At 38.9% G+C, this 21,979-nt stretch carries 12 protein-coding genes; all 12 read left to right on the top strand.

Going from position 1 to position 21,979, the window contains the following annotated elements; genetic code table 11:
- The first annotated feature begins 12 nt into the window (after positions 1-12).
- The 12 genes from K5R64_RS12420 (at position 13) to K5R64_RS12365 (ending at position 21,977) form a co-directional block, all read left to right on the top strand.
- Positions 13-1,617 (top strand): sulfatase, encoded by a 1,605-nt coding sequence (locus K5R64_RS12420; RefSeq protein ID WP_220763850.1) that lies wholly within the window; start codon positions 13-15, stop codon positions 1,615-1,617.
- Between the two features lie 46 nt (positions 1,618-1,663).
- Positions 1,664-4,234 (top strand): GH116 family glycosyl-hydrolase, encoded by a 2,571-nt coding sequence (locus tag K5R64_RS12415; protein ID WP_220763848.1) that lies wholly within the window; start codon positions 1,664-1,666, stop codon positions 4,232-4,234.
- Positions 4,235-4,239: 5 nt separating this feature from the next.
- Entirely contained in the window at positions 4,240-4,899 is a 660-nt protein-coding gene (locus K5R64_RS12410) for an SGNH/GDSL hydrolase family protein (RefSeq protein WP_220763847.1), read from the top strand.
- The gene (locus tag K5R64_RS12405; RefSeq protein ID WP_220763846.1) at positions 4,896-6,308 is read left to right on the top strand and encodes a sulfatase; all 1,413 of its coding nucleotides are present in this window, start codon (positions 4,896-4,898) and stop codon (positions 6,306-6,308) included. Before K5R64_RS12410 ends, K5R64_RS12405 begins: the two co-directional genes overlap by 4 nt.
- Before the next feature lie 30 nt (positions 6,309-6,338).
- The gene (locus tag K5R64_RS12400; RefSeq protein ID WP_220763845.1) at positions 6,339-7,889 is read left to right on the top strand and encodes an arylsulfatase; all 1,551 of its coding nucleotides are present in this window, start codon (positions 6,339-6,341) and stop codon (positions 7,887-7,889) included.
- Positions 7,890-7,943: 54 nt separating this feature from the next.
- On the top strand, positions 7,944-10,049 hold the full coding sequence (locus K5R64_RS12395) for a Sip1-related alpha-galactosidase (RefSeq protein WP_220763844.1): 2,106 nt from the start codon (positions 7,944-7,946) through the stop codon (positions 10,047-10,049).
- An 11-nt stretch (positions 10,050-10,060) separates the two neighbouring features.
- On the top strand, positions 10,061-12,526 hold the full coding sequence (locus K5R64_RS12390) for a glycoside hydrolase N-terminal domain-containing protein (protein WP_220763843.1): 2,466 nt from the start codon (positions 10,061-10,063) through the stop codon (positions 12,524-12,526).
- A gap of 180 nt (positions 12,527-12,706) precedes the next feature.
- Positions 12,707-14,290, top strand: a complete 1,584-nt coding sequence (locus tag K5R64_RS12385; RefSeq protein ID WP_255580373.1) for a sulfatase-like hydrolase/transferase — start codon at positions 12,707-12,709, stop codon at positions 14,288-14,290.
- A 17-nt stretch (positions 14,291-14,307) separates the two neighbouring features.
- The gene (locus tag K5R64_RS12380; protein ID WP_220763841.1) at positions 14,308-16,743 is read left to right on the top strand and encodes a glycoside hydrolase N-terminal domain-containing protein; all 2,436 of its coding nucleotides are present in this window, start codon (positions 14,308-14,310) and stop codon (positions 16,741-16,743) included.
- Between the two features lie 61 nt (positions 16,744-16,804).
- Positions 16,805-17,842, top strand: a complete 1,038-nt coding sequence (locus tag K5R64_RS12375; protein ID WP_220763839.1) for a family 43 glycosylhydrolase — start codon at positions 16,805-16,807, stop codon at positions 17,840-17,842.
- Between the two features lie 159 nt (positions 17,843-18,001).
- On the top strand, positions 18,002-20,551 hold the full coding sequence (locus tag K5R64_RS12370) for a GH116 family glycosyl-hydrolase (protein ID WP_220763837.1): 2,550 nt from the start codon (positions 18,002-18,004) through the stop codon (positions 20,549-20,551).
- A gap of 10 nt (positions 20,552-20,561) precedes the next feature.
- The gene (locus tag K5R64_RS12365; RefSeq protein ID WP_220763835.1) at positions 20,562-21,977 is read left to right on the top strand and encodes a sulfatase; all 1,416 of its coding nucleotides are present in this window, start codon (positions 20,562-20,564) and stop codon (positions 21,975-21,977) included.
- Positions 21,978-21,979 lie beyond the last annotated feature (2 nt).

The following is a 21,979-nucleotide window of genomic DNA, read 5'->3' as shown; positions in this document are numbered from 1 at the left end:
CAGCTTAAAAAAATGAAAAAATCGATATATTTTGTAGCATTTCTAAGTTTGGTATTGGCTTCGACGAATAGTTATAGCCAACAAAAACCAGCGACTAAGCATAATATTCTTTTTATACTGGTGGATGATTTGGGCTACGAAGACCTCAGTGTCATGGGAAGTAAATTCTACGAGACTCCTAATATTGATGTGATTGCTAAGTCGGGAACTATTTTTACCAATGGCTATGCCACTTGTTCGGTATGTAGTCCGTCCAGAGCCAGTATATTAAACGGTCAATTTACCGCTCGACATGGTTTAACGATGTATGATGGGGCTAAATCAGGTCAAGAATGGAAAAAATTGAATCGCCATACCAAACTGTTGCCACCAGAGTACAAGCATCATTTAGATCAAAAAGATGTGACCTTACCAGAAGTATTAAAGGATAATGGGTATAAAACTTTTTTTGCCGGAAAATGGCATTTGGGAAGTGCAGCAGAAAAATCACTGCCTACAGATCATGGATTTGACATCAACAAAGGAGGATACGAAAAAGGAAGTCCTTCAGGTGGAGGTTATTTTGCACCTTATAACAATCCGTATTTAACAGATTATAATGACCAAAAGGGCATGCCACTTTCGACCCGATTGGCCAATGAAACCGCATCTTTTATCGAAAAAAATAAAGACACAGCCTTTTTGGCTTACCTGTCGTTTTATGCGGTACATTCTCCTATCCAAACAACAAAAGCCAAATGGGAGAAATACAGAGCCAAAGCTGAGAAAATGGGTATTGCGGATAAAGGATTCAAAATGGAACAGGAATTGCCTGCTCGAAAATTCCAAGACAACCCAGTGTATGCAGGTTTGATTGAACAAGTCGATGATGCAGTAGGGATTGTATTGGAAACCCTTAAAAAAAATGGGCTTGACAAAAATACCATCATCGTTTTTACTTCTGACAATGGAGGGGTAACTTCAGGAGACAACTTTTCTACTAGCCAATTGACTGTTAGAGGTGGAAAAGGCTATCAATGGGAAGGTGGAATACGTGTTCCCTATTTCATTTATGTGCCTTGGCTACAACAAAATGGAACTAGGATTGACGAAATGGCTTCAGGAGCCGATTTCTTTCCGACACTTTTGGATTTAGCGAATATTCCGTTGCAACCGCAGCACCATGCCGATGGCGTGAGTTTGAAACCACTTTTAACTGGAGGTAAAATTGCCGAGAGACCTTTATTCTGGCATTATCCACATTATGGCAATCAAGGGGGAAAACCCGTTACCATCATGCGTAAAAAAAATTGGAAACTGATTCATTATTGGGAAGACAATCACCAAGAATTATACGACCTCAGTACCGATTTAGAGGAAAAAAGCGATTTGGCTTCAAAAAACAAAAAGAAGTTGGCTGAAATGAATAAAGAGCTTATGGATTGGCTGGCTTCCATGCATACTGAATATGCTACAGTAGATCCGTTATGGGATGAAGCAGCTTGGAAAAAACGTTTGGAAGATAACAAAAACAAACTCATGCCAAAATTAGAAGCCCAACGCAAACAAATGTTGAGCCCCGATTGGAAACCCAATGAAGATTGGTGGGGAAGTGAAAGCAATGCGCAAAAAAAATAAAATCTAAATACAACAAAAACACTAGTAACACCGTCAACCAAAACAAATGAAAACCACCTTCACTATTTTTTTAGCAACACTCGTTGTTGGACTCAGCTATGGACAACAATCAAAATGGCCTGTTTTAAAGTCTTATGATCAAGACCATATTCAAAAAATAAAAATGCCCGTTGGGGGTATTGGTACCGGAACGGTTTCCTTGACAGGACGTGGTTCTTTGGAAGATTGGGAAATCATGAATCGTCCCGCCAAAGGTTTTAACCCCACCCTCGAAAACTGGGGGCCAGTCAAACAAAAAGGCCCCTTTTTTGCTATTTTCGTTGAAGATGATAAAGGAATCAAACAAACCCGTTTGCTTGAAGGGCCTCCGGATGAAGCGTATTACGAAGGTTCTTGGGGGGCTACCTCAAATCATCATGGTTTAGCTCGTTTTAGCAATGCATCATTCAAAGCAGCTTATCCTTTTGGTCAGGTATTTTTATCCGATAAAAGCCTTCCAGTCGAAGTGGTTGTTGGCGCTTATAATCCGTTGATTCCAGGAAATATTGACGACAGTAGTATTCCAATGGTAATACTAAATTATACAGTAAAAAATACCAGTAAAAAAGAGATTAGCATATCCTTGGCAGGAACCATTCAAAACTTTATTGGCTTTGATGGGAAAAGAGGAGAAGCTAAAAAAAATATAAATACCTACCGTGAAGCGTCTGGGGTAAAAGGACTTCATTATACGACCAATGGAGTAGATCCTGAAAGCGAGCAATGGGGAACCATGAGTTTTGTTTCGTTAAACGAAGGACAAACCAGCTACCGCACCGATTGGCAAAAAAAGACCAGCCGATGGGATAAAAAAAGACTCGATTTTTGGGATGATTTTAGTGCGGATGGTGTCTTAGAACCCAGAGTCAATGAAAAATCTGACGCACCAATGGGTTCATTGGCTGTGAAAACGACTTTAAAAGCGGGTGAAGAAAAAACCTTCCGTTTTTTAATTAGTTGGCATTTTCCAAACCGACAAACTTGGGACAAACCCGGATTTCAAAAAATGTTTAAGGCAACAGTGGGCAATTACTACACCATGAAATATACCGACTCATGGGAGGTGATTACTAAAACATTGCCTCGTTTAGAGGAGTTGGAAACTAAAACTAAAACTTTTGTAAATGCATTGGTTACCAGTGATATTCCATTTGAGATTAAGGAATCGGCCTTGTTTAATTTGGCACACCTGAGAACCCAATTGGCTTTCCGTATCAAAAGCGGACAATTGTTTGGTTGGGAAGGACTCTTTGATGATTTTGGTTCTTGTTTTGGTTCCTGTACCCATGTTTGGAATTATGAACAAACCACTGCATTCTTGTTTGGTGATTTAGCCAAAACCATGCGTGAGGTAGAATATGGCTACGCGACTGATGATACGGGATTAATGAGTTTTAGAGTTTATCTTCCGTTAACCGAGGCGCAAACTTGGGGCAAAGCCGCAGCTGACGGTCAAATGGGGAGTATCATGAAATTTTACCGCGATTGGCAATTGTCAGGTGACGATGCTTTTTTGAAAAAACATTGGCCAAAAGTAAAAAAATCACTAGAGTTTTGTTGGATTCCAGGTGGATGGGATGCAGATAAAAATGGGGTGATGGAAGGCTCACAACACAATACCATGGATGTGGAATATTTTGGTCCTAATCCCCAAATGGGATTTTGGTATCTAGGAGCGCTCAAGGCTTCGATAGAAATGGCAAAATATGTAGGGGATAAGGCTTTTGCTAAAACCTGCCAAAATTTATACAATCAAGGTACTACTTGGATGGATAAAAATCTATTCAATGGAGAATATTACGAGCAACACATTCAACCGCCTATGTCAAAGGATAAGGTAGCAAAATCACTAATGAATATCACTAGTAACGAAGATGATTTGAACCTGTCTTCTCCCGATTTTCAGTTGGGTAAAGGGGTTTTGGTTGATCAATTGGTAGGGCAAGTTTTCTCGCATCTGGTAGGTTTGGGCTATTTGGCTAAAGAAGAAAATATCAAGAAAACGATGGAATCCATAATGAAATACAATTATGTAGATCAGATGAGTTCGCATACTAATTTCCATCGTTCGTATGCTTTAGGGGATGAATCGGCTTTGTTGATGGCTGCTTATCCAAATGGCCGACCAGAAAAACCGTTCCCTTATTATACCGAAGTAATGACAGGTTTTGAATACACCGCCGCAATTGGAATGTTGCAAGAAGGGCAAACCGAGGATGGATTGAAGTGTATCCGTAATATTAGAGACCGTTATGATGGTAGAAAAAGAAGTCCGTTTAATGAAGCAGAGGCTGGACATCATTATGCACGAAGCATGATGGCTTGGGCAGGAATTTTGGCTACATCAGGTTTCCAATATTCGGCAGTGAACAAATCGATGAAGTTTACTTCTAAACCCGGAACTTATTTTTGGAGTAATGGCTACAGTTATGGAACCTGTGAAGTAAAAAATAAAGAAGCGGTTTTGACCGTGCTTTCGGGTGAACTAAAATTGGACAGTTTTTCATTAGAGGGTGTTGGTACCAAAAAAATGAAAGGAACAATTATTACAACCAAAAGCCTTACTATTAAAATCTAAGTAGAATGAAAAATTGTAAAAGAATAGCGTTTCTAATCGTAATTGCAATAGTTGCAGCTGCTTTTCAAAAAGAGAAAAAGAAAATACTAATCATTGGTGACTCGATTTCTATTGGATATACGCCTTTTGTAAAAAAGGATTTAAACGATCTGGCAGAAGTTTTACACAACCCTGGGAATGCACAACATACCGGCACGGGATTAAAGAATATTGAAAAATGGATAGGCGATGGAAAATGGGATATTGTTCAGATTAATTGGGGATTATGGGATTTGTGCTACCGCCATCCTGACTCCAAAGTTCAAGGACAAAGGGATAAGCTTCGTGGTAAAATTACTTTCAGTCCAGAAGAATATGAAAAAAATCTCGATGCCATTGTGAAACTAATTCGAAAAAAAACAAAAGCCAAATTAATTTTTGTATCCACAACCTATGTACCTGAAAAGGAAGCAGGCAGGTTTGTAGAGGATGCCATAAAATACAATGCAATTGCTCGACGTGTAATGGAAGCCAATGGAGTGATAATAAATGATATTTATGAGGCATCCAAAGAAATCCATTTGAAGTACGGAAAAGGAAATGATGATGTTCATTACGCCCCAAAAGGTTATGAAGAATTAGGAAAGCACATGGCTAGTTTCTTAAAAAATGAGATAAATAGATGAAAATTAATGTAATTTTTTTATCGTGTATTGTGCTTGTAAGCTCCTACGTTTTTAGTCAAAAAAAAGTGACTAAAAAACCTAATTTGGTGGTCATTTTCACCGATGATCAGGGTTATGGAGATTTAAGTTGTTTTGGTGGAGAGCATGTTTATACCCCTAATATTGACAAAATGGCTGAAGAAGGGGCTAAACTGACCAGTTTTTATGTAGCCTCTCCGCTATGTACACCCTCTCGTGCCGCTTTGATGACGGGTTGTTATCCAAGAAGGGTTAGTATGGAACCGCCTTCTAGTTTGGTGGTAGATTTGCCAAATATTCCTTTGGGTAAAAGATTCCCAGTTTGCTTGGCTGCAGATGGCAACGGATTGAATCCTAACGAAATTACGCTAGCTGAAATTGCACAATCGGTGGGGTATAAAACGGGTATATTTGGTAAATGGCATTTGGGTGACCAACCTGAATTTTTGCCAACTAAACAAGGATTTGAAGAGTTTTTTGGTTTACCGTATAGTCACGATATTGCACCCAAACATCCTAATCAAAAATATTTCAATTTCCCTCCTCTTCCGCTGTTAGATGGAGAAAAAGTGATTGAAATTGATCCAGACCCAAATAACTTGACAAGAAGAATTACCGAAAAAGCGGTCAAGTTTATCAAAAACCATAAGGATGAAAACTTTTTGCTTTATATACCGCATCCCATTCCTCATGGACCATTGGCTGCCTCAGCCGAAATTAAAAAAGCTTACGCTGAGGAATTGGCTAAGGGGAAAAAAGGAAACTCAGACTTGTATGCTACAGCAGTTTATGAGATTGATTGGTCGGTAGGTCAAATTCTTTCGACCTTAAAGGAGCAAGGCATCGATGAAAATACGATTGTATTATTTACCAGTGATAATGGTGCTACCAAAAAAGGTTCCAATAAACCATTTTCTGGACATAAGGGAGAAACATTAGAAGGAGGTATGCGCATGCCAACAGTCATTCGTTGGCCAGGAAAAATTAAGGCGGGAATTGAGATTGATGAAGTGATGACCACAATGGATGTGCTTCCTACTTTTGCTCATTTAATTGGGGCAAAAATGCCTCAAGACCGTATTATTGATGGGAAGAATGTTTTTTCCGTACTTTCAAAAGAAGCTAAAAGTCCACACGAATACTTTTTCTATTCCCATTGGGGTGTTTTGGAAGCAGTACGATGGAAAGATTGGAAATTGAGAATTGTAGATGGAAAAGAAGCACTTTATTATCTAAAGACTGATAGTGCAGAGCAAATCAACCTTAAAGACCAACATCCTGATATTTATTTAAAACTGCAACTAGAGATGAAAAAATTTGATGAGGAAATAGCTAAAAATGCACGTCCTGTGGGGCATGTTGAAAATCCGAAACCATTAACATTAAAATAGCATAAAACAAAAAACTAAAGCAAAAACTAAATGAAACATTTCTTATTAATCGTATTGTCATTTTCGATGATGACAGCGCAAACCAATAAAACGAACAAAAGCCAAAGTCCTAATATCATTTATATTCTAGCAGATGACTTGGGGTATGGTGATGTAAAATGCTTTAATCCTAATGGGAAAATCCCAACGCCTAATATGGATGCTATGGCTGCAAATGGGATTAAATTTACCGATACCCATACGTCATCAGCGGTTTGTACACCTACGCGTTACGGTATCATAACAGGACGCTACAACTGGCGTAGTACTTTGAAAAGCGGTGTTTTGAGTGGTTATTCAAAATCCTTGATTACGCCTGAGCGTACTACAGTGGCTAAAATGTTGAAACAGCAAGGCTACAACACGGCTTATATTGGTAAATGGCACATGGGTTGGGATTGGGCTATGAAAAATGAATCAACTGATCAATTGGACAACCTAAACAAAAATGCAGAGGTCGATTTTAGTAAACCAATAAAAAACGGTCCTTCTACGCATGGTTTTGATTATTCTTTCGGTTTTTGTGGGTCATTGGATATGGCGCCGTATGTCTATGTTGAAAACGATCAACCTACGATGGTGCCTACTAAAACAACCGTTTCTGTAGATGAAAAAGGAATATGGAGAAAAGGACTGACTTCGGATGATTTTGTTCATGCGACCGTATTACAGGATTTGACCGATAAGGCCGTGGATTATATTGGTAAAAAAGCCAATGACAAAGCACCTTTCTTTTTGTATTTCCCACTTCCAGCACCGCATACGCCAATTTTACCTACTACTGAATTTTTAGGAAAAAGCAATACCAATATGTATGGTGATTTTGTGATGCAGGTGGATGATGTCGTGCGTCAAATAAGAGAAGCTTTAAAAAAGCAAGGCATATCCGAAAATACTTTAGTAGTATTTACCAGCGATAATGGTTGTTCACCAAAAGCCGATTTTGAAGAATTAGCCAAAGTACATCACAATCCAAGTTATGTGTTTAGAGGAACAAAAGCCGATATTTTTGAAGGAGGACACCGTGTGCCTTTTATTGTGGAATACCCAAAAATGGGCTTAAAAAACGCTACATCTGCTCAAACGATTTGTACAACTGATTTTTTTGCTACCTGTGCGGATTTAGTAGGATATAAAATCAAAGATACCGAGGCGGAGGACAGTTATAGTATGTTGCCTTTGATTACAGGAAAAAAAGAAGCTCCTATCAGAGAATATATCATTCATCACTCTATTGATGGGTCTTTTGCCATCAGAAAAGGCGATTGGAAACTCAATATTTGCCCGGGTTCTGGTGGATGGAGTTACCCAAAACTAGAAGATATCAAAAAGGAAAAATTGGATTTACCAAGTATGCAATTGTACAATTTGAAAGAAGACATTGGCGAAACCAAAAATCTAATAGCACAACGCCCCGAGATAGCTTCGGAATTGAAAGCAGCGCTTAAAAAAATCATTTTGGACGGTCGTAGTACTTCTGGAAAAAATCAGAAAAATGAAGGAATGGAAGATTGGAAACAAATCCAATCCATTATAAACTAAAAGGAGCTCGAAGGTAGGTCGGCTTCATTAAAAGGAACCATTAGAAAGAAAACAATGAACTTAAAAAATAAAATAGCAATTAGTATTTTGTCCCTGTTGTGCTTGGCATGCGGAAGTAATCGTTCCATTGTGAAAACGAATGCGTTGGATGTTATTCCAAAATCACTTCTTTTGCAAAATACGCAAACAAGCGGTATTTTTAAGTTAAAGCAACAAGCGTTGACGCCAGATGCTAAGGGAATTATAACGGATATCAAACTAGAATTGCCTGAGTTTAAAAAAGGAATTTATTTTCGCCCTTTTTCAGAGAAATTGGCGGCAGGAAATAGGGTAGAACCGCTTTGGTTTGATAAAATTTCTGAGTTAGACAACTATAAGCACCAACAACCTAGGTTTGACAGCAATATCAATTTGGGTACTTTTATGATGCTTCAAAAAGAGAATGGCGAATACTTGGCGCTTTTGCCTTTGGTTACCAATCGCATTGGCAATACCTTTTCTGTTCACGATAATAATGTGTATCTTACGATGGCTACTTATGGTACAGTAACAGAAAATGTTTCGGTACCACTATTGGCTTATGGACAATCTGCGAGTCCGTATGAAGCCGCAAGATTGGCATGGGCACAAGCCATGAAAACCGATATTATTAAAGAAAACATCCAGTGGCGCTCTGAAAAAAAATACCCTGAAGCCTATAACTATTTAGGCTGGTGTTCTTGGGAACATTACAAACAAAACATCAATGAGAAAATTATTTTGGATGCTTTAAAAGGCATTAAAGAAAGCAAAATTCCATTTCGATGGATGCTTGTTGATGATGGTTATTTAGATCATAAAAACGGACAATTACTATCTTTTGGAACAGATAAAAAGAAGTTTCCCAACGGTTGGAAAACCATTACGAGTCAAAAAGATGATAAAATAAAATGGATGGGTATTTGGTGTAATTTCAATGGGTATTTTGGAGGGGTTTCCCCCGAACATACAATGACTAATCTGCGGGAACATTTGGTAGCGCGTAACCCAACGGGTAAAAAAACGATGTTAATTCCAAAAATTTCAGAAGAAGCAGCCCATGCCTTTTACAACGAAATGACCAAAACCACCAAAGACAATGGTTTTGATATTATTAAAGTCGATTTTCAGTCGGATAATTTCCGAAACAATACGGGAGCTAGCAATGCCATTCTGGGGGTGCATTATAACAATAAAGCCTTAGAAGAAAATTGCAAAGACAAAGATTTGATGCTGCTGAATTGCATTGCACAACAAAATTTCAATGTGTTCAATCACAGGTACAGTGCGTTGATTAGAGGTAGTGTAGATTATAAAACCACCAAAGACCGTTTGGATGTGACATTGGTTCAAAATTTTGCCAATGCGTTTTGGTTGGGGCACAACTATTGGTTAGACCAAGACATGTTTTTTGCCAATTTTGAAGAAACAGCACAATTAATGGCTGTAGCCAGAGCGGTTTCTGGAGGACCTATTTACCTTTCGGATGTACCAGAACATATTGACGATACCGTTTTAAAACCTTTAACCTATGGCGATGGTCTGATTGTAGGAACGGAAGCCCCTGCAGTGCCATTACCCGAAAGTTTGATGCAAGATCCTTATTTTGATGGAAAAGCATTTCGAGTAATCGCTCCTTTAAAAAACAAAGCAGCAGCTATCATGGCGGTGAATTTAAATCAAGATGATAAAGAGGTAAACACACAGGTTTCCATACAAGATTATCCGTTTGCGGGAGGAATGATACAACCCTACCAAGGGCTTTGGAGTGCGCCAAAAGAAGGGATTTTACTGTACGATTATTATAAAGGAACAGCCCAAATTTTAAAAGACAGTTACCCATTTACCTTAGGTTCTAGAAAAGAGCGTTTGTTATTGTTAACTCCAATTCAACAGGGTTGGTCTATCATTGGAAGACCCGATAAATACCTTTCGGCTTCCACCTTTGAATTAGTAGATGTTACTGAAAAGTCAGTGAAATTTCAATGGGTTGAAGATGGTCCGATTTTGATTTGGACAGAAAATAAAACGCCACAATCAGAAAATTTTCAATTTACAAAATTGGAAAATGGGTTGTGGAAAGGGGAGTTGGTGAAGCCAAATGGCAATAAGACGTATACAATTTTTAAAAATGTTCAATAGACAATAACTTGATGAAATACATTCTAACCCTATTAGTTATGATGGCAACCTCTGCGAAAATCTATTCGCAGTTTTTGCTGAAGTATGATAAGCCAGCGACTGCTTTTACCACTGAGCAACGAAAAGACTACAATAAGTTAGGCTATATGCAGGAAGCTTTGCCCTTAGGGAACGGACGCTTAGGTGCCATGTTTTCAGGAGGTATTGACCAAGAGCATTTGATGATTAATGATATCACTCTTTGGATGAACAGCAAGCGTGGTCTGGATAAGGTTTCGCAATCGGGAGTCAAGTTAGGAGGGAATCAAAATTTTGAAAAAGTAAGAGAAGCCTACCGTCAGGGCAAATATGGCACTGATAAGAATAGTATGGAAGCGATGGCCACTGAATATTTAAGTAGCCAACAGCCTTTAGGGAATTATGCTCCTTTTACGGATGTGTATATATCTACTGGACATGATAAAGCAGCTGTAAAAAATTATACACGCACCTTAGATGCACAAAACGGATTGGGTAGGGTTGAATACGATTTGGGTCAAGGCCATTTCAATAGAGAATTTTTTTGTAGTTATCCCAATGATGTAGTGGTGGCCCGCTACACCGCTCAAAAGGCAAAAATGAATCTGGAAATCCATGTGGGTAGTTTACTGACAGTAAAAAGCAACACGGCATCAGGTAATTACATCATTCTAGAAGGTGAAGCGCCTATGGCAAAAGACAATATTGCGTTTCAACAATTGGTGTATGTAGATGCAGGCAAAGGAAAGTTGGTTCACAAACCCAATGGCATATTAGAAGTGGTAGGTGCAACGGAAGTGACCGTGTACCTATCTGCTTATTCCGATTATCTTCCGGTTTATCCTAGTTTCAAAGGGCGTGACTACCAAAAAGACGCTAAAAAAGCCATCGAAGCAGCGGTTAAATTGGGCTACGAAAAGTTAAAACAAGCCCATACAAAAGATGTTTCGGCTTTGATGAATCGTTGCCAATTGCAATTGGATTACAAACCATCCGGATTGACAACGGATGCATTGATAAAAAAAGGTGCCAGTATCGAATTGGAAAACTTATATTTTAATTATTCGCGCTATTTGCAACTGAGTTGCTCACGTACAGCTCCTCTTCCTTCCAATTTGCAAGGTTTATGGAACGGACATTTAAAACCCGCTTGGAATGCAGATTATCATAACGATATCAATATCGCTATGAATTATTGGATGGTAGAAACAGCCAATCTACCCGAATCCTTTTCGCCTTATCTCCAATGGATGAAAATCATTGCCCAATCTGGGAAAGAAGTGTCTAAGGAAGCTTTTGGGATAGTAAACGGATGGAGTGCAGGACTCAACGGCAATGCTTTTGGCTTTACTGCTCCTAATGAACACGGTCGTCGCATGCAACAATCGGGTGCTTGGTTGTGTCAAAATTTGTTTGAGCATTATGCCTTTAGCAAGGATAAAAATTATCTGAAAGAAATTTATCCTATTTTGAAAGGAGCAGCCGAATTCTATATGGATTTTCTTGCCCCATGGAAAGATGGTACGCTGGTTGTTTATCCTACTTGGTCTCCTGAAAATGCGTATTTGACAGAACAATACAGCAATTTGAACAAGCAGGCGTATGGGGCTTCTTGGGACCAACAATTGGTACTGAATTTATTTACGGATTGTATTGAAGCCGCTACCGTTTTAGAACGCGATTCCGATTTTAGAAAAAAATTGCAAACAATTATTCCGAAACTCTGTCCGCAAAAAATTGGACAGCATGGGCAGATGCAAGAATGGCCAGAAGATTGGGACAACCCAAAAGACCAACACCGTCATATTTCCCATTTGATAGCCTTGCATCCCGGACGTGATTTTTCGCCTTTGACGACTAAAGAAATTGCAGAAGCAGCTTTGGTAACGATGAAACATCGTGGCGATATTTCCACGGGTTGGAGTACAGCTTGGAAAACCAACTTTTGGGCCAGATTGCACAACGGAGACAAAGCCCATCAGTTTTATGAGTTTTTAACGTCTAAAAGAGCCTATCCTAATTTGTTCGACTTTCATCCACCGTTTCAAATTGATGGCAATTTTGGGGGAACTGCCGGAGTTTGCGAAATGTTATTGCAAAGTCATTTGCGCTCCGTGGACGATAAAGCCAAAACGATTGAAAAAGCGGCTTTTGTAGCCTATGAAAATAAGACTGAGAATAAAAAGCATTTTATCCCAGTAGCTCCTAATGAATCTTTAGCCAATGCACCTTATATTTTGCATCTGTTACCTGCCTTGCCATCGGTTTGGGAGAACGGTCAAGTAAAGGGATTGAGAGCTCGAGGTGGTTTTGAGGTCGATATGATTTGGAAAACAGGAAAATTAATTGAAGCTAAAATTCATGCTACTAAAGATGAATCATTTCGTATTTATTCTAATGGTGTTTTGAGAGAAGTAGTCAGTTTGAAAAAAGGGGAGACTAAGGTTTTCCAATTGTAAGTGTACCACAGCCTATCCATTGGTACAAATTAATTAAAATGATTAGTGAAAATCCAGTGTTGTGAAAATATTAAAGGGAACATTAAAACTGTTCTAATTAGAGTTAAAATGGGCTAATACAATTGCTTTTAAAAAAGGGAATGTATTAAAGAGCTAAGAAATAAATAAATGAAAAAAGGAATGAAAATAGGTTTAAATAATATTTGGTTTTTTGTTATAGCGCTATTTTTTAGTGGTTTCACAAATGCGCAAAGCAGCAATACTAAACCCAATATTGTTTTGATTTATGCCGATGATTTAGGAAAAGGTTTATTGAGCTGTTATGGCCAAGAAATTATTAAAACGCCTCATATTGACCAATTAGCCACTGAAGGGATTCGTTTTGAAAATGCCTATACAGGGATGGTGTGCTCGGCTTCGAGAGGATCTTTGTTATCGGGTTTGAGAGATTGTCGTCCCGATAGTTTCCAAATCACAAAAGGAGAGATTTATAAGAAAATAAGTGAGGGGACTTTTACTAACCAGCAAATACAAGACAAGCTCAATGCCTCACTAACACCTCCAGCCAAAGATGCCTTGTTTTTGGGAGAAATAGCTCAAAAAGCGGGTTATGTAACGGGGCAGTTCGGGAAATTAGAATGGGGGTTTGCTAGCACACACCAACAAATGGTACGCCATGGTTGGGATGAATATTACGGCTATCTGGATCATGTAAGAGCACATGGTTTTTATCCTCCTTTTTTATTTCGAAATGGAGAAGTAGAATATATCGAAGGAAATACCCATGCAGATGGAGCCAAATCCCGAGAAAATGAAACGCCTCAAAAATTCAAAGAGCGTTGGAATATGCAAGGAAAAGCCAAGTATTCACAGCATTTGTTTATGGAAAATGTGTTAGGTTTTATTGATAAAAATAAAGACAAACCGTTCTTTCTATATTTTCCAACCCAATTACCACATGGACCTGTTTCGGTTCCTGAGGTACATCCTGATTTCAGCAACAATAGCCAATTGACCCAAATTGAAAAAGAATATGCTTCGATGGTGAAAAAGTTGGATGACAATGTGGGGCAAATCATGGAGCGTCTTAAAACACTAGGGATTGATGAAAATACCTTGGTGATTTTTACTTCGGATAACGGACACGAAATTTATTATTCTCAAGAAGGACGTATTTACAAACCCTATAAGAATGTCAAAACGGGGGAATTATTTGACGATTTAAATGCAAAATTTTACAGTGAATTGGGCGGAGATGTGTTTAATGGTAATGGGGGTAGAGCGGGATTAAAACGAAGCAACTTACAGGGCGGAATCACAACGCCGTTAATCGCAAGATGGCCTAAACAAATTGCCAAAGGACAACAAAGCAAGTTGTTGGTTGCCAATTATGATTTTGTGGCAACCCTTGCTGATGTGACGGGTTATAGTGGAAAAGTGAAAAACGATGGCTTGTCTTTTTACAATGAATTGATAGGAAAAGGAAACAAAAAAGAACACGATTATGTAGTGTATTCTTCCTTTATTGGACCAACAATCATCACCAAAGAAGGCTGGAAATTACGAACTCATCTGCCTAAAAAGGGATTAGAATTGTTCTATTTACCAGACGATTATCGTGAAGAAAAAGATTTGTCTAAAAAATATCCTGAAAAAGTAAAAACACTTACTAAGGAAATGCTGAAAGCTTGTGATGGGGATTTAGAAAACGGTTTGTTTACAAATGCTAAAAAACTGATTGACGCTGAGAAAATATCAAAATAAAAAAATACAACTAACAGATGGTGCATAGTAAAATTCGATACAAAAAGTTTTTGACCAATCTTTATTCATTAGCAGCCTTACTCTTTTTAGTAGGAACAGGCTTAACGATGGCACAACAAAAGTCTTCCAACTTAAAGTTGTGGTACAAACAGCCTGCCAATGCGAGCAAAGAATTAGATGCGGTTGTTGTTGATAGAAATAATCCCGAGTGGTTAAAAGCCTTGCCTATTGGGAACGGAGCTTTTGGTGCTATGGTGTATGGTGATGTTAACCAAGAACGCATTCAGTTAAATGAGGAAACCATCTGGTCTGGTAGTCCCGATGACAATGACAATCCCGAATCGTTAGAAGCATTGGCTGAAATTAGAAAACTGCTTTTTGAAGGTAAATACAAAGAAGCAACCGCCTTGACCCAAAAAACACAAATTTCTAAAGGCGCTGGTACGGGGCACGGGAAGGGAGCCAATGTTCCTTTTGGATGTTTTCAAACCTTAGGCGATTTATGGATTGATTTTGAAAAAAACAGTAGTTATCAAAATTACCATCGGGAATTGGATTTGGAAAATGCGGTGGTTCGCGTGCGTTACACTCAGGATGGAGTGAACTATAAGAGAGAGTATTTTGCCAGTTATCCAGACCAATTAATCGTGGTGAAAATCTCGGCAGATAAACCCGGAAGTATTTCTTTTAAAAGTACGTTAACCCGACCTGAATACTATCAAACAACGGTAGAAAATGACCAATTGGTAATGCAAGGTGCTTTAGAAAACGGTAAGGGAGGAAAAGGTTTGGAATACATGACCCGATTGTCAGCTAAAAATAAAAAAGGAAAGTTGACTTACAAAGACGGAAATCTAATGGTTAAAGATGCCGATGAGGTGACTTTATATCTTACAGCTTCGACTAGTTATGTATTGGATTACCCTACTTATTCAGGGCGTGCGTATAAAACAATAACAGCTGAAAATCTTAAAAAAGGAAAAGAAAAGTCTTATGAGGCACTTTTAAAAGCCCATACTGCTGAATATCAAAACTATTTCAAAAGAGTAAGTCTAAAACTAACAACCGAGGAGGATAAAGTACCAACGGATGTGAGGTTGCAACAATTTAAAAAAGCAGAAAAAAAATCCGATTTGCACTTGGTAGAATTGCTGTACCAATACGGTAGGTATTTGTTAATTTCGTCTTCTCGTCCGGGAACGATGCCTGCTAATTTACAGGGTATTTGGGCAAACCAACTCCAAACCGCATGGAACGGCGATTACCATACCGATGTCAATGTACAGATGAATTATTGGTTAGCCGAAGTAGCTAATTTGAGCGAAATGCACCTGCCATTGTTTGATTTGATGGCATCGCTTCAAGAACCAGGAGCCAAAACCGCAAAAATACATTATGATGCCAAAGGCTGGGTAGTACATCCCGTAACCAATGTTTGGGGATTTACCGCTCCAGGAGAAAAGTCTGATTGGGGCATGCACGTAGGGGCGGGAGCTTGGTTGACAACGCACATCATGGAACATTATTATTTTACCCTCGATAAAGATTTTCTAAAAAAGGAATTCCCTGTTTTAAAGGGAGCAACTCAGTTTTATTTGGATTGGTTAATTCCAGATACAAAAACAGGAAAGTTGATTTCAGGACCGTCAGTTTCACCTGAGAATAAATTTATTGCTCCTGACGGAAGTACTAGCAAAATATGTTTGGCACCAGCTCACGACCAACAAGTGATTTGGCAATTGTTTCAAAATTATATCGATGCGTCTAATGCTTTGGGACTAAAAGATGATTTTTTGAAGCAAATACAACAAGCCCAACAGCAATTGCAAGAGCCTAAAATTGGAAAAGACGGTAGATTGCTTGAATGGAATGAAGAATTTGAAGAGATTGAAAAAGGACACCGTCATATTTCGCACCTTTTTGCTTTGCATCCAGGTTTCCAAATAGATGTTGACAAAACCCCCGAATTAGCAACGGCTGCAAGAAAATCATTGGACTACAGAATTCAACACGGCGGCGGTGCTACCGGCTGGAGTTCGGCTTGGTTGATTAATCAATATGCAAGATTAGGCGATGGTGATAATGCCGAAAAGAGTTTAAATATTCTTCTAGGAAAAAGAACCTGCGAAAACTTATTTACGCTACATCCGCCTTTCCAGATTGATGCCAACTTTGGGGCGACCGCTGGAATTTCAGAAATGTTGCTACAAAGCCATACTGACGAAATCAGATTGCTTCCCGCTTTGCCTACTGATTGGAAAAATGGAGAAGTAAAAGGACTCTGTGCTAGAGGCGGTTTTGTATTGGACTTAAAATGGGAAAACGGACAGTTAACCAAGGCAAGCATTCATTCTAAAAAGGGAGGAATTGCCCAACTGAAGTATAAGGGTAGGAGTATCAAATTGGATACAAAACCAGGCGAAACGCTAAACCTGCCAATCCCTTTTCGTTAATAAGAACCAAATCAAATTAGAAAACAAAGAATAAAAACAGCGACTAAAAACATCCTATAAAATGAACATCAACTTAAAAACAGCTTCTCGTTATTTGCCTATGGCAATTATAGCAACATGCATATTGACGGCATGTGGAAATAAACTAACAACAAGAGACAGTGTACAACAGCAAAGTACTACTTCAAAAGTAAATTTCACCTATTCGGAAATTAAAGGGATTGGAAAAGATCCCGTTTACAACCGAAGAGATCCCAGCGATATTATTAAAGTGGGAAACAAATACTACATCTGGTACACCCGAATGGATAAACCTGTGAGGTCAGGCTATTGGGGAACCATTTGGTACGCTACCTCTGAAGACGAAGGCCATACTTGGAAAGAGCAAGGAATGGCGCTTGGTTTAGGCAAAGAAGGAGCATTCGATAGCCATTCGGTTTTTACACCAAATATTTTGGCTTACAAAGGAAAATATTATCTGTATTATACAGGGGTGAAACCTACACCGGGGAATCCTGAGAAGAAATTTGAAGGCAACAGCACCACTGATTTTACGGGTATAGGACTTGCCGTTGCCGATAGTCCTGATGGTCCTTTCGAAAGAGTGCCCAACAATTTAATTATTGCCCATAGTGAAAAGGCTTCAGATTTTGATAGCTATCGAGTAGATGATGCCAGTATGTTGGTACGTGATGGGAAAATTTGGATGTATTATAAAGGCAGATGTATTGAATATGGCAAAGAAGGAGCAAAACACACTCAAATGGGAGTGGCTATGGCAACAAATCCAGCAGGCCCTTTTCAAAAATATAGTAAACCTTTGGTCGAAAAAGGACACGAAGTTTTGATTTGGAATCAAAATGGTGGAGTAGCCTCACTTACGTCTTTGATAAAATCCATTCACTGGGCAAAGGATGGTTTGAATTTTTCGCCAATTGCCGAAGACCTAAGCTCAATCCCAATGGCACCAGGCTTATATAGACCTCATTTAGAAAATGGAAATAAAGCAACAAAAATTCCAGGATGGGGAATTTGCATGAGACAAAGTGATGGAGAAGCACATTTGTTCCGATTTGAAATTAACAATATGAAGTTTTAAAAAACGCTACTTTCTTATGGCTAATAAGGTTTTTTCCATATTATATCTGGGATACCGACGTGTTAGAGTAAACAGTGTAAGTTATTAAATAAGTCTATCAGCTTGTCTCAAATTTTTGTAAAAAAAGAAAATATTTAACGCATATATATAATATTAAAAATGAAAAAAGTAAAATGGATAGTTGCTTATGCAGCGTTTTTATCGTTTACAAGCTTTTCAAATGCACAACAAAAAACGGCATGGCCAGTACTAAAAACTTACGATCAAAATCATCTGGACCGTATTGCTATGCCTGTTGGGGGTATCGGTACAGGAACGATATCTTTGAGTGGCTATGGTGCCTTAATCGATTGGGAAATTATGAGCCGTCCAGCTAAAGGCTACAATCCTATTTATAGCGGAGTAGAAGTCATCAACCGTGCTCCTTTTTTCTCTATTTATCTAAAAGAAGAAAATAAAAAAGGACAAGCATTTATTTTAGAAGGACCAGTTCCTACCCGTTTTGACGATGGTTATTATGGTTCCAAAGCGCCAAACCATGGACTACCTCGTTTTGAAGAGGCGACTTTTCAAACAGCTTATCCTTTTGGGCAAGTGGTGCTAAAAGACAAAAACCTGCCAGTGGAAGTAACTGTTGGAGCCTTCAATCCTTTGGTGCCTGGGAATACCAGTGACAGTAGTATCCCGATGGCGGTGTTGAGTTACAAAGTAAAAAACACCACCAACAAATCGATTACCATTTCATTAGCAGGGAATATTCCTAATTTTATTGGTTTTGATGGAAAAGTGGGCAAAAATTATGAAAACACCAATACCTATAAAGATGAAAAGGGTTTAAAAGGAATTCATTTTACCGCAAATGAAGCCATTAGCAAAGAAAGCGCACAATGGGGGACTTTTAGTTTAACGACCAATAGTCAAGGAGAAGTTTCTCATAGAACCGCTTGGAAACCGGGAGAATGGGGGAATAGTACGTTAGAATTTTGGGATGATTATACTGATGATGGTTTGTTGGAAGAACGAGAATCAAAACAAAAAAACAACATGGGGTCTTTGGCAGTTAAAACGACTTTGAAACCCAACGAAGAAAAAGACATCCGCTTTTTTATCACTTGGAATTTCCCTAATCGTCTCGATTTTAAAGACAAGGAAAATATAGGGAATTACTATGCCACTCAATATCAGGATTCTTGGGAGGTAGCACAAAAAAATGTATCAAGAATACCCGAATTAGAAAAACAAACCCAAAGCTTTGTGAATGCTTTTATCAAAAGTGATTTTCCCGAAGTGGTCAAAGAAGCGGCTTTGTTTAACTTGGCGCATTTGAGAACCCAACTATTTTTCAAATCCAAATCAGGATTTTATTCGGGTTGGGAAGGAATTAAAGATAATGAAGGAAGTGGCGACGGAACCTGTACGCACGTATGGAATTACGAACAAACGATTCCTTTCTTGTTTGGCGATATCGCTCAAAACATGCGCGAAATGGAATTTGGCTACGGGACTAACGACAATGGATTAATGTCGTACCGTATTCATTTGCCCTTAGAGACCAAAGGAAACAATTTTGGCTTGGCTGCAGCCGATGGACAAATGGGCTGTATCATGAAATATTACCGCGAATGGCAACTTTCGGGCGATGATGCATTTTTAAAGAAAAACTGGCCAAAGGTGAAAAAAGCCTTAGAATTTTGTTGGATTCCCAAAGGATGGGATGCCAATAAAGACGGTGTGATGGAAGGCAGTCAGCACAACACCATGGATGTAGAATATTACGGACCCAATCCGCAAATGAGTTTTTGGTATCTGGGAGCCTTACGGGCTTCTGAAGAAATGGCAACTTATTTAGGCGATAAAAAATTTGCTACTACTTGTCGCGGTTTGTATGAAAACGGTTCTAAATGGATAGATAAAAACCTTTTTAATGGCGAATATTACATTCAGAAAATAGTACCCCCGATGGCTTTGGAAAACATTGCCAAAGGCTTGATTCGTGTCGAAAAAAGATTGGTAGCTGATGACCCTCAATACCAGTTGGGAGAAGGCGTTTTGGTAGATCAATTAGTAGGGCAGGTGATGGCGCATATTTTGGATTTGGGTTATCTTGCTAATAAGGAGAATATGAAGAAAACGAACGAGTCGATTCTGAAATACAACTATCGTGACAATTTAATGAAGCATCCTAATTTCATGCGTTCGTATGCTTATAAAGACGAATCGGCTTTATTGATGGCTGATTATCCCAAAGTAAGACCCAAACAACCTTTCCCATATTTTACCGAAGTGATGACTGGTTTTGAGCATACAGCTGCGGTAAGCATGATGTATGAAGGTCAGATAGCAGAGGGGATAAAAACGACACAAGATGTACGTGACCGCTACGATGGAAAGAAAAGAAATCCTTTTGATGAAGCAGAATTTGGTCACCATTATGCCCGAAGCATGATGGCCTGGGGCGGGGTTTTGGCTAGCTCTGGTTTTCATTATTCAGGAGTGGATAAATCCATGCGATTTACATCAAAACCGGGAACCTACTTTTGGAGCAATGGTACTAGCTGGGGAACTTGCGAAGTAAAAAATAAAGAAGCGGTTTTAACCGTGCTTTCCGGTCAGTTGGAATTGAATAGTTTTTCGTTGGAAGGAATTGGAACAAAAAAACTAAAAAGAAGCAAAGTGGATAGTGCTAAGCCTTTGATTGTTAAATTGTAATAGTAAAAAAATGAAAAAGAGTCTGTGTTTTTTGATATCATTATGTTTACTGGGTTTTTACTCTTTTGGTCAAAAAAAATCGAGTACTAAACCGAATTTCATCATCATTTTTACCGATGATCAAGGCTATCAAGATTTGGGATGCTTTGGCTCTCCCAATATTAAAACGCCCAATATTGATAAAATGGCTGAAGAAGGGATGAAGTTAACCAACTTCTACGCCCAAACCGTTTGTGGTCCTTCACGAGCGGCTTTGATGACGGGTTGTTATCCGTTGCGAAATGCCCGAAATGATGATGGTGAAGCACCGCATCCTAAATTGTCATTGAGTGAAGTGACCATTGCTGAAGTATTAAAGCCACTAGGCTATCGTACTTGTATGATTGGAAAATGGGACTTGGCAGGTCACCATGCGGAGCAGTTCAATCCTGATTTGTTGCCCATGCATCAAGGTTTTGACGAATCGTTTTTTACGCCTACGAGTAATGACTCAAGAGTGCATTTGTTAAGAAACGACCAATTGGTAGAAAAAAATGCCGATATGTCCACCTTGACCAAACGTTATACGGACGAAGCCATTCGATTTATAGACAAGAACCAAGAAAAACCGTTTTTCCTGTATTTGGCACACACCATGCCTCACGTAAAACTTGCCGTTTCGGCTGAGTTTAAAGGGAAATCCAAAGGTGGTTTATACGGCGATGTGATTGAAGAAATTGATTATAATGTAGGACGCATTCTTAAAAAACTAAAAGAAAGCGGACTGGACGATAACACCTATGTCATTTTTACCAGTGATAACGGCCCTTGGTGGATTAAGAAAGACCATGCAGGTCATGCCGAACCACTTCGAGGCGCTAAAACCTCAGCTTGGGAAGGCGGTTTTAGAGTTCCCTTTGTTATCAGAGCGCCTGGAAAAGTGCCTGCTAATAAAGTTTCTAATGAGGTCGTTGCTACCATCGATATGTTGCCTACCTTGGCTCATATCGCAGGTGCCAAAGTTCCAACAGACAGGGTGATTGATGGATTGGATGTGTCAAATATTTTTAGTGGAAAAAAGAAAGTACTAGACCGACCTTTTTTCTACTATCAGCATTATGAGTTGCGTGCCGTTCGAAAAGGGAAATGGAAATTGCATTTACCCAATCAACCCGATTCGACTTCTATTGTTTATGATAAATGGCAAAATCATATCGCGCCAAAAGATAGGCTGATGTTTACCAAACCCATGTTGTACAATTTAGAATCTGACATTGACGAAACGACTGATGTAGCGGCTCAAAATCCAAAAGTAGTGGCTGAGTTGACAAAATTGTTAGATTGGGCCAAAGAAGATATTGGAACCTATAAACACAGAGGAAAAAACGCCAGACCTTTGGGCAATGAAGCTTATAATACTCCAAATACAATATTACCATCAAATTAAGA

The organism is Flavobacterium sp. UMI-01 (assembly GCF_019656315.1).
GTDB lineage: Bacteria > Bacteroidota > Bacteroidia > Flavobacteriales > Flavobacteriaceae > Flavobacterium.
The sequence above is the reverse complement of the archived record's forward strand: the minus strand, read 5'-3'. Positions and strand labels throughout refer to the sequence as shown.

Coding starts and splice junctions, on each gene's coding strand:
- K5R64_RS12420 (WP_220763850.1), top strand. CDS start 13: ATGAAAAAATCGATATATTTTGTAGCATTTCTAAGTTTGGTATTGGCT.
- K5R64_RS12415 (WP_220763848.1), top strand. CDS start 1,664: ATGAAAACCACCTTCACTATTTTTTTAGCAACACTCGTTGTTGGACTC.
- K5R64_RS12410 (WP_220763847.1), top strand. CDS start 4,240: ATGAAAAATTGTAAAAGAATAGCGTTTCTAATCGTAATTGCAATAGTT.
- K5R64_RS12405 (WP_220763846.1), top strand. CDS start 4,896: ATGAAAATTAATGTAATTTTTTTATCGTGTATTGTGCTTGTAAGCTCC.
- K5R64_RS12400 (WP_220763845.1), top strand. CDS start 6,339: ATGAAACATTTCTTATTAATCGTATTGTCATTTTCGATGATGACAGCG.
- K5R64_RS12395 (WP_220763844.1), top strand. CDS start 7,944: ATGAACTTAAAAAATAAAATAGCAATTAGTATTTTGTCCCTGTTGTGC.
- K5R64_RS12390 (WP_220763843.1), top strand. CDS start 10,061: ATGAAATACATTCTAACCCTATTAGTTATGATGGCAACCTCTGCGAAA.
- K5R64_RS12385 (WP_255580373.1), top strand. CDS start 12,707: ATGAAAATAGGTTTAAATAATATTTGGTTTTTTGTTATAGCGCTATTT.
- K5R64_RS12380 (WP_220763841.1), top strand. CDS start 14,308: ATGGTGCATAGTAAAATTCGATACAAAAAGTTTTTGACCAATCTTTAT.
- K5R64_RS12375 (WP_220763839.1), top strand. CDS start 16,805: ATGAACATCAACTTAAAAACAGCTTCTCGTTATTTGCCTATGGCAATT.
- K5R64_RS12370 (WP_220763837.1), top strand. CDS start 18,002: ATGAAAAAAGTAAAATGGATAGTTGCTTATGCAGCGTTTTTATCGTTT.
- K5R64_RS12365 (WP_220763835.1), top strand. CDS start 20,562: ATGAAAAAGAGTCTGTGTTTTTTGATATCATTATGTTTACTGGGTTTT.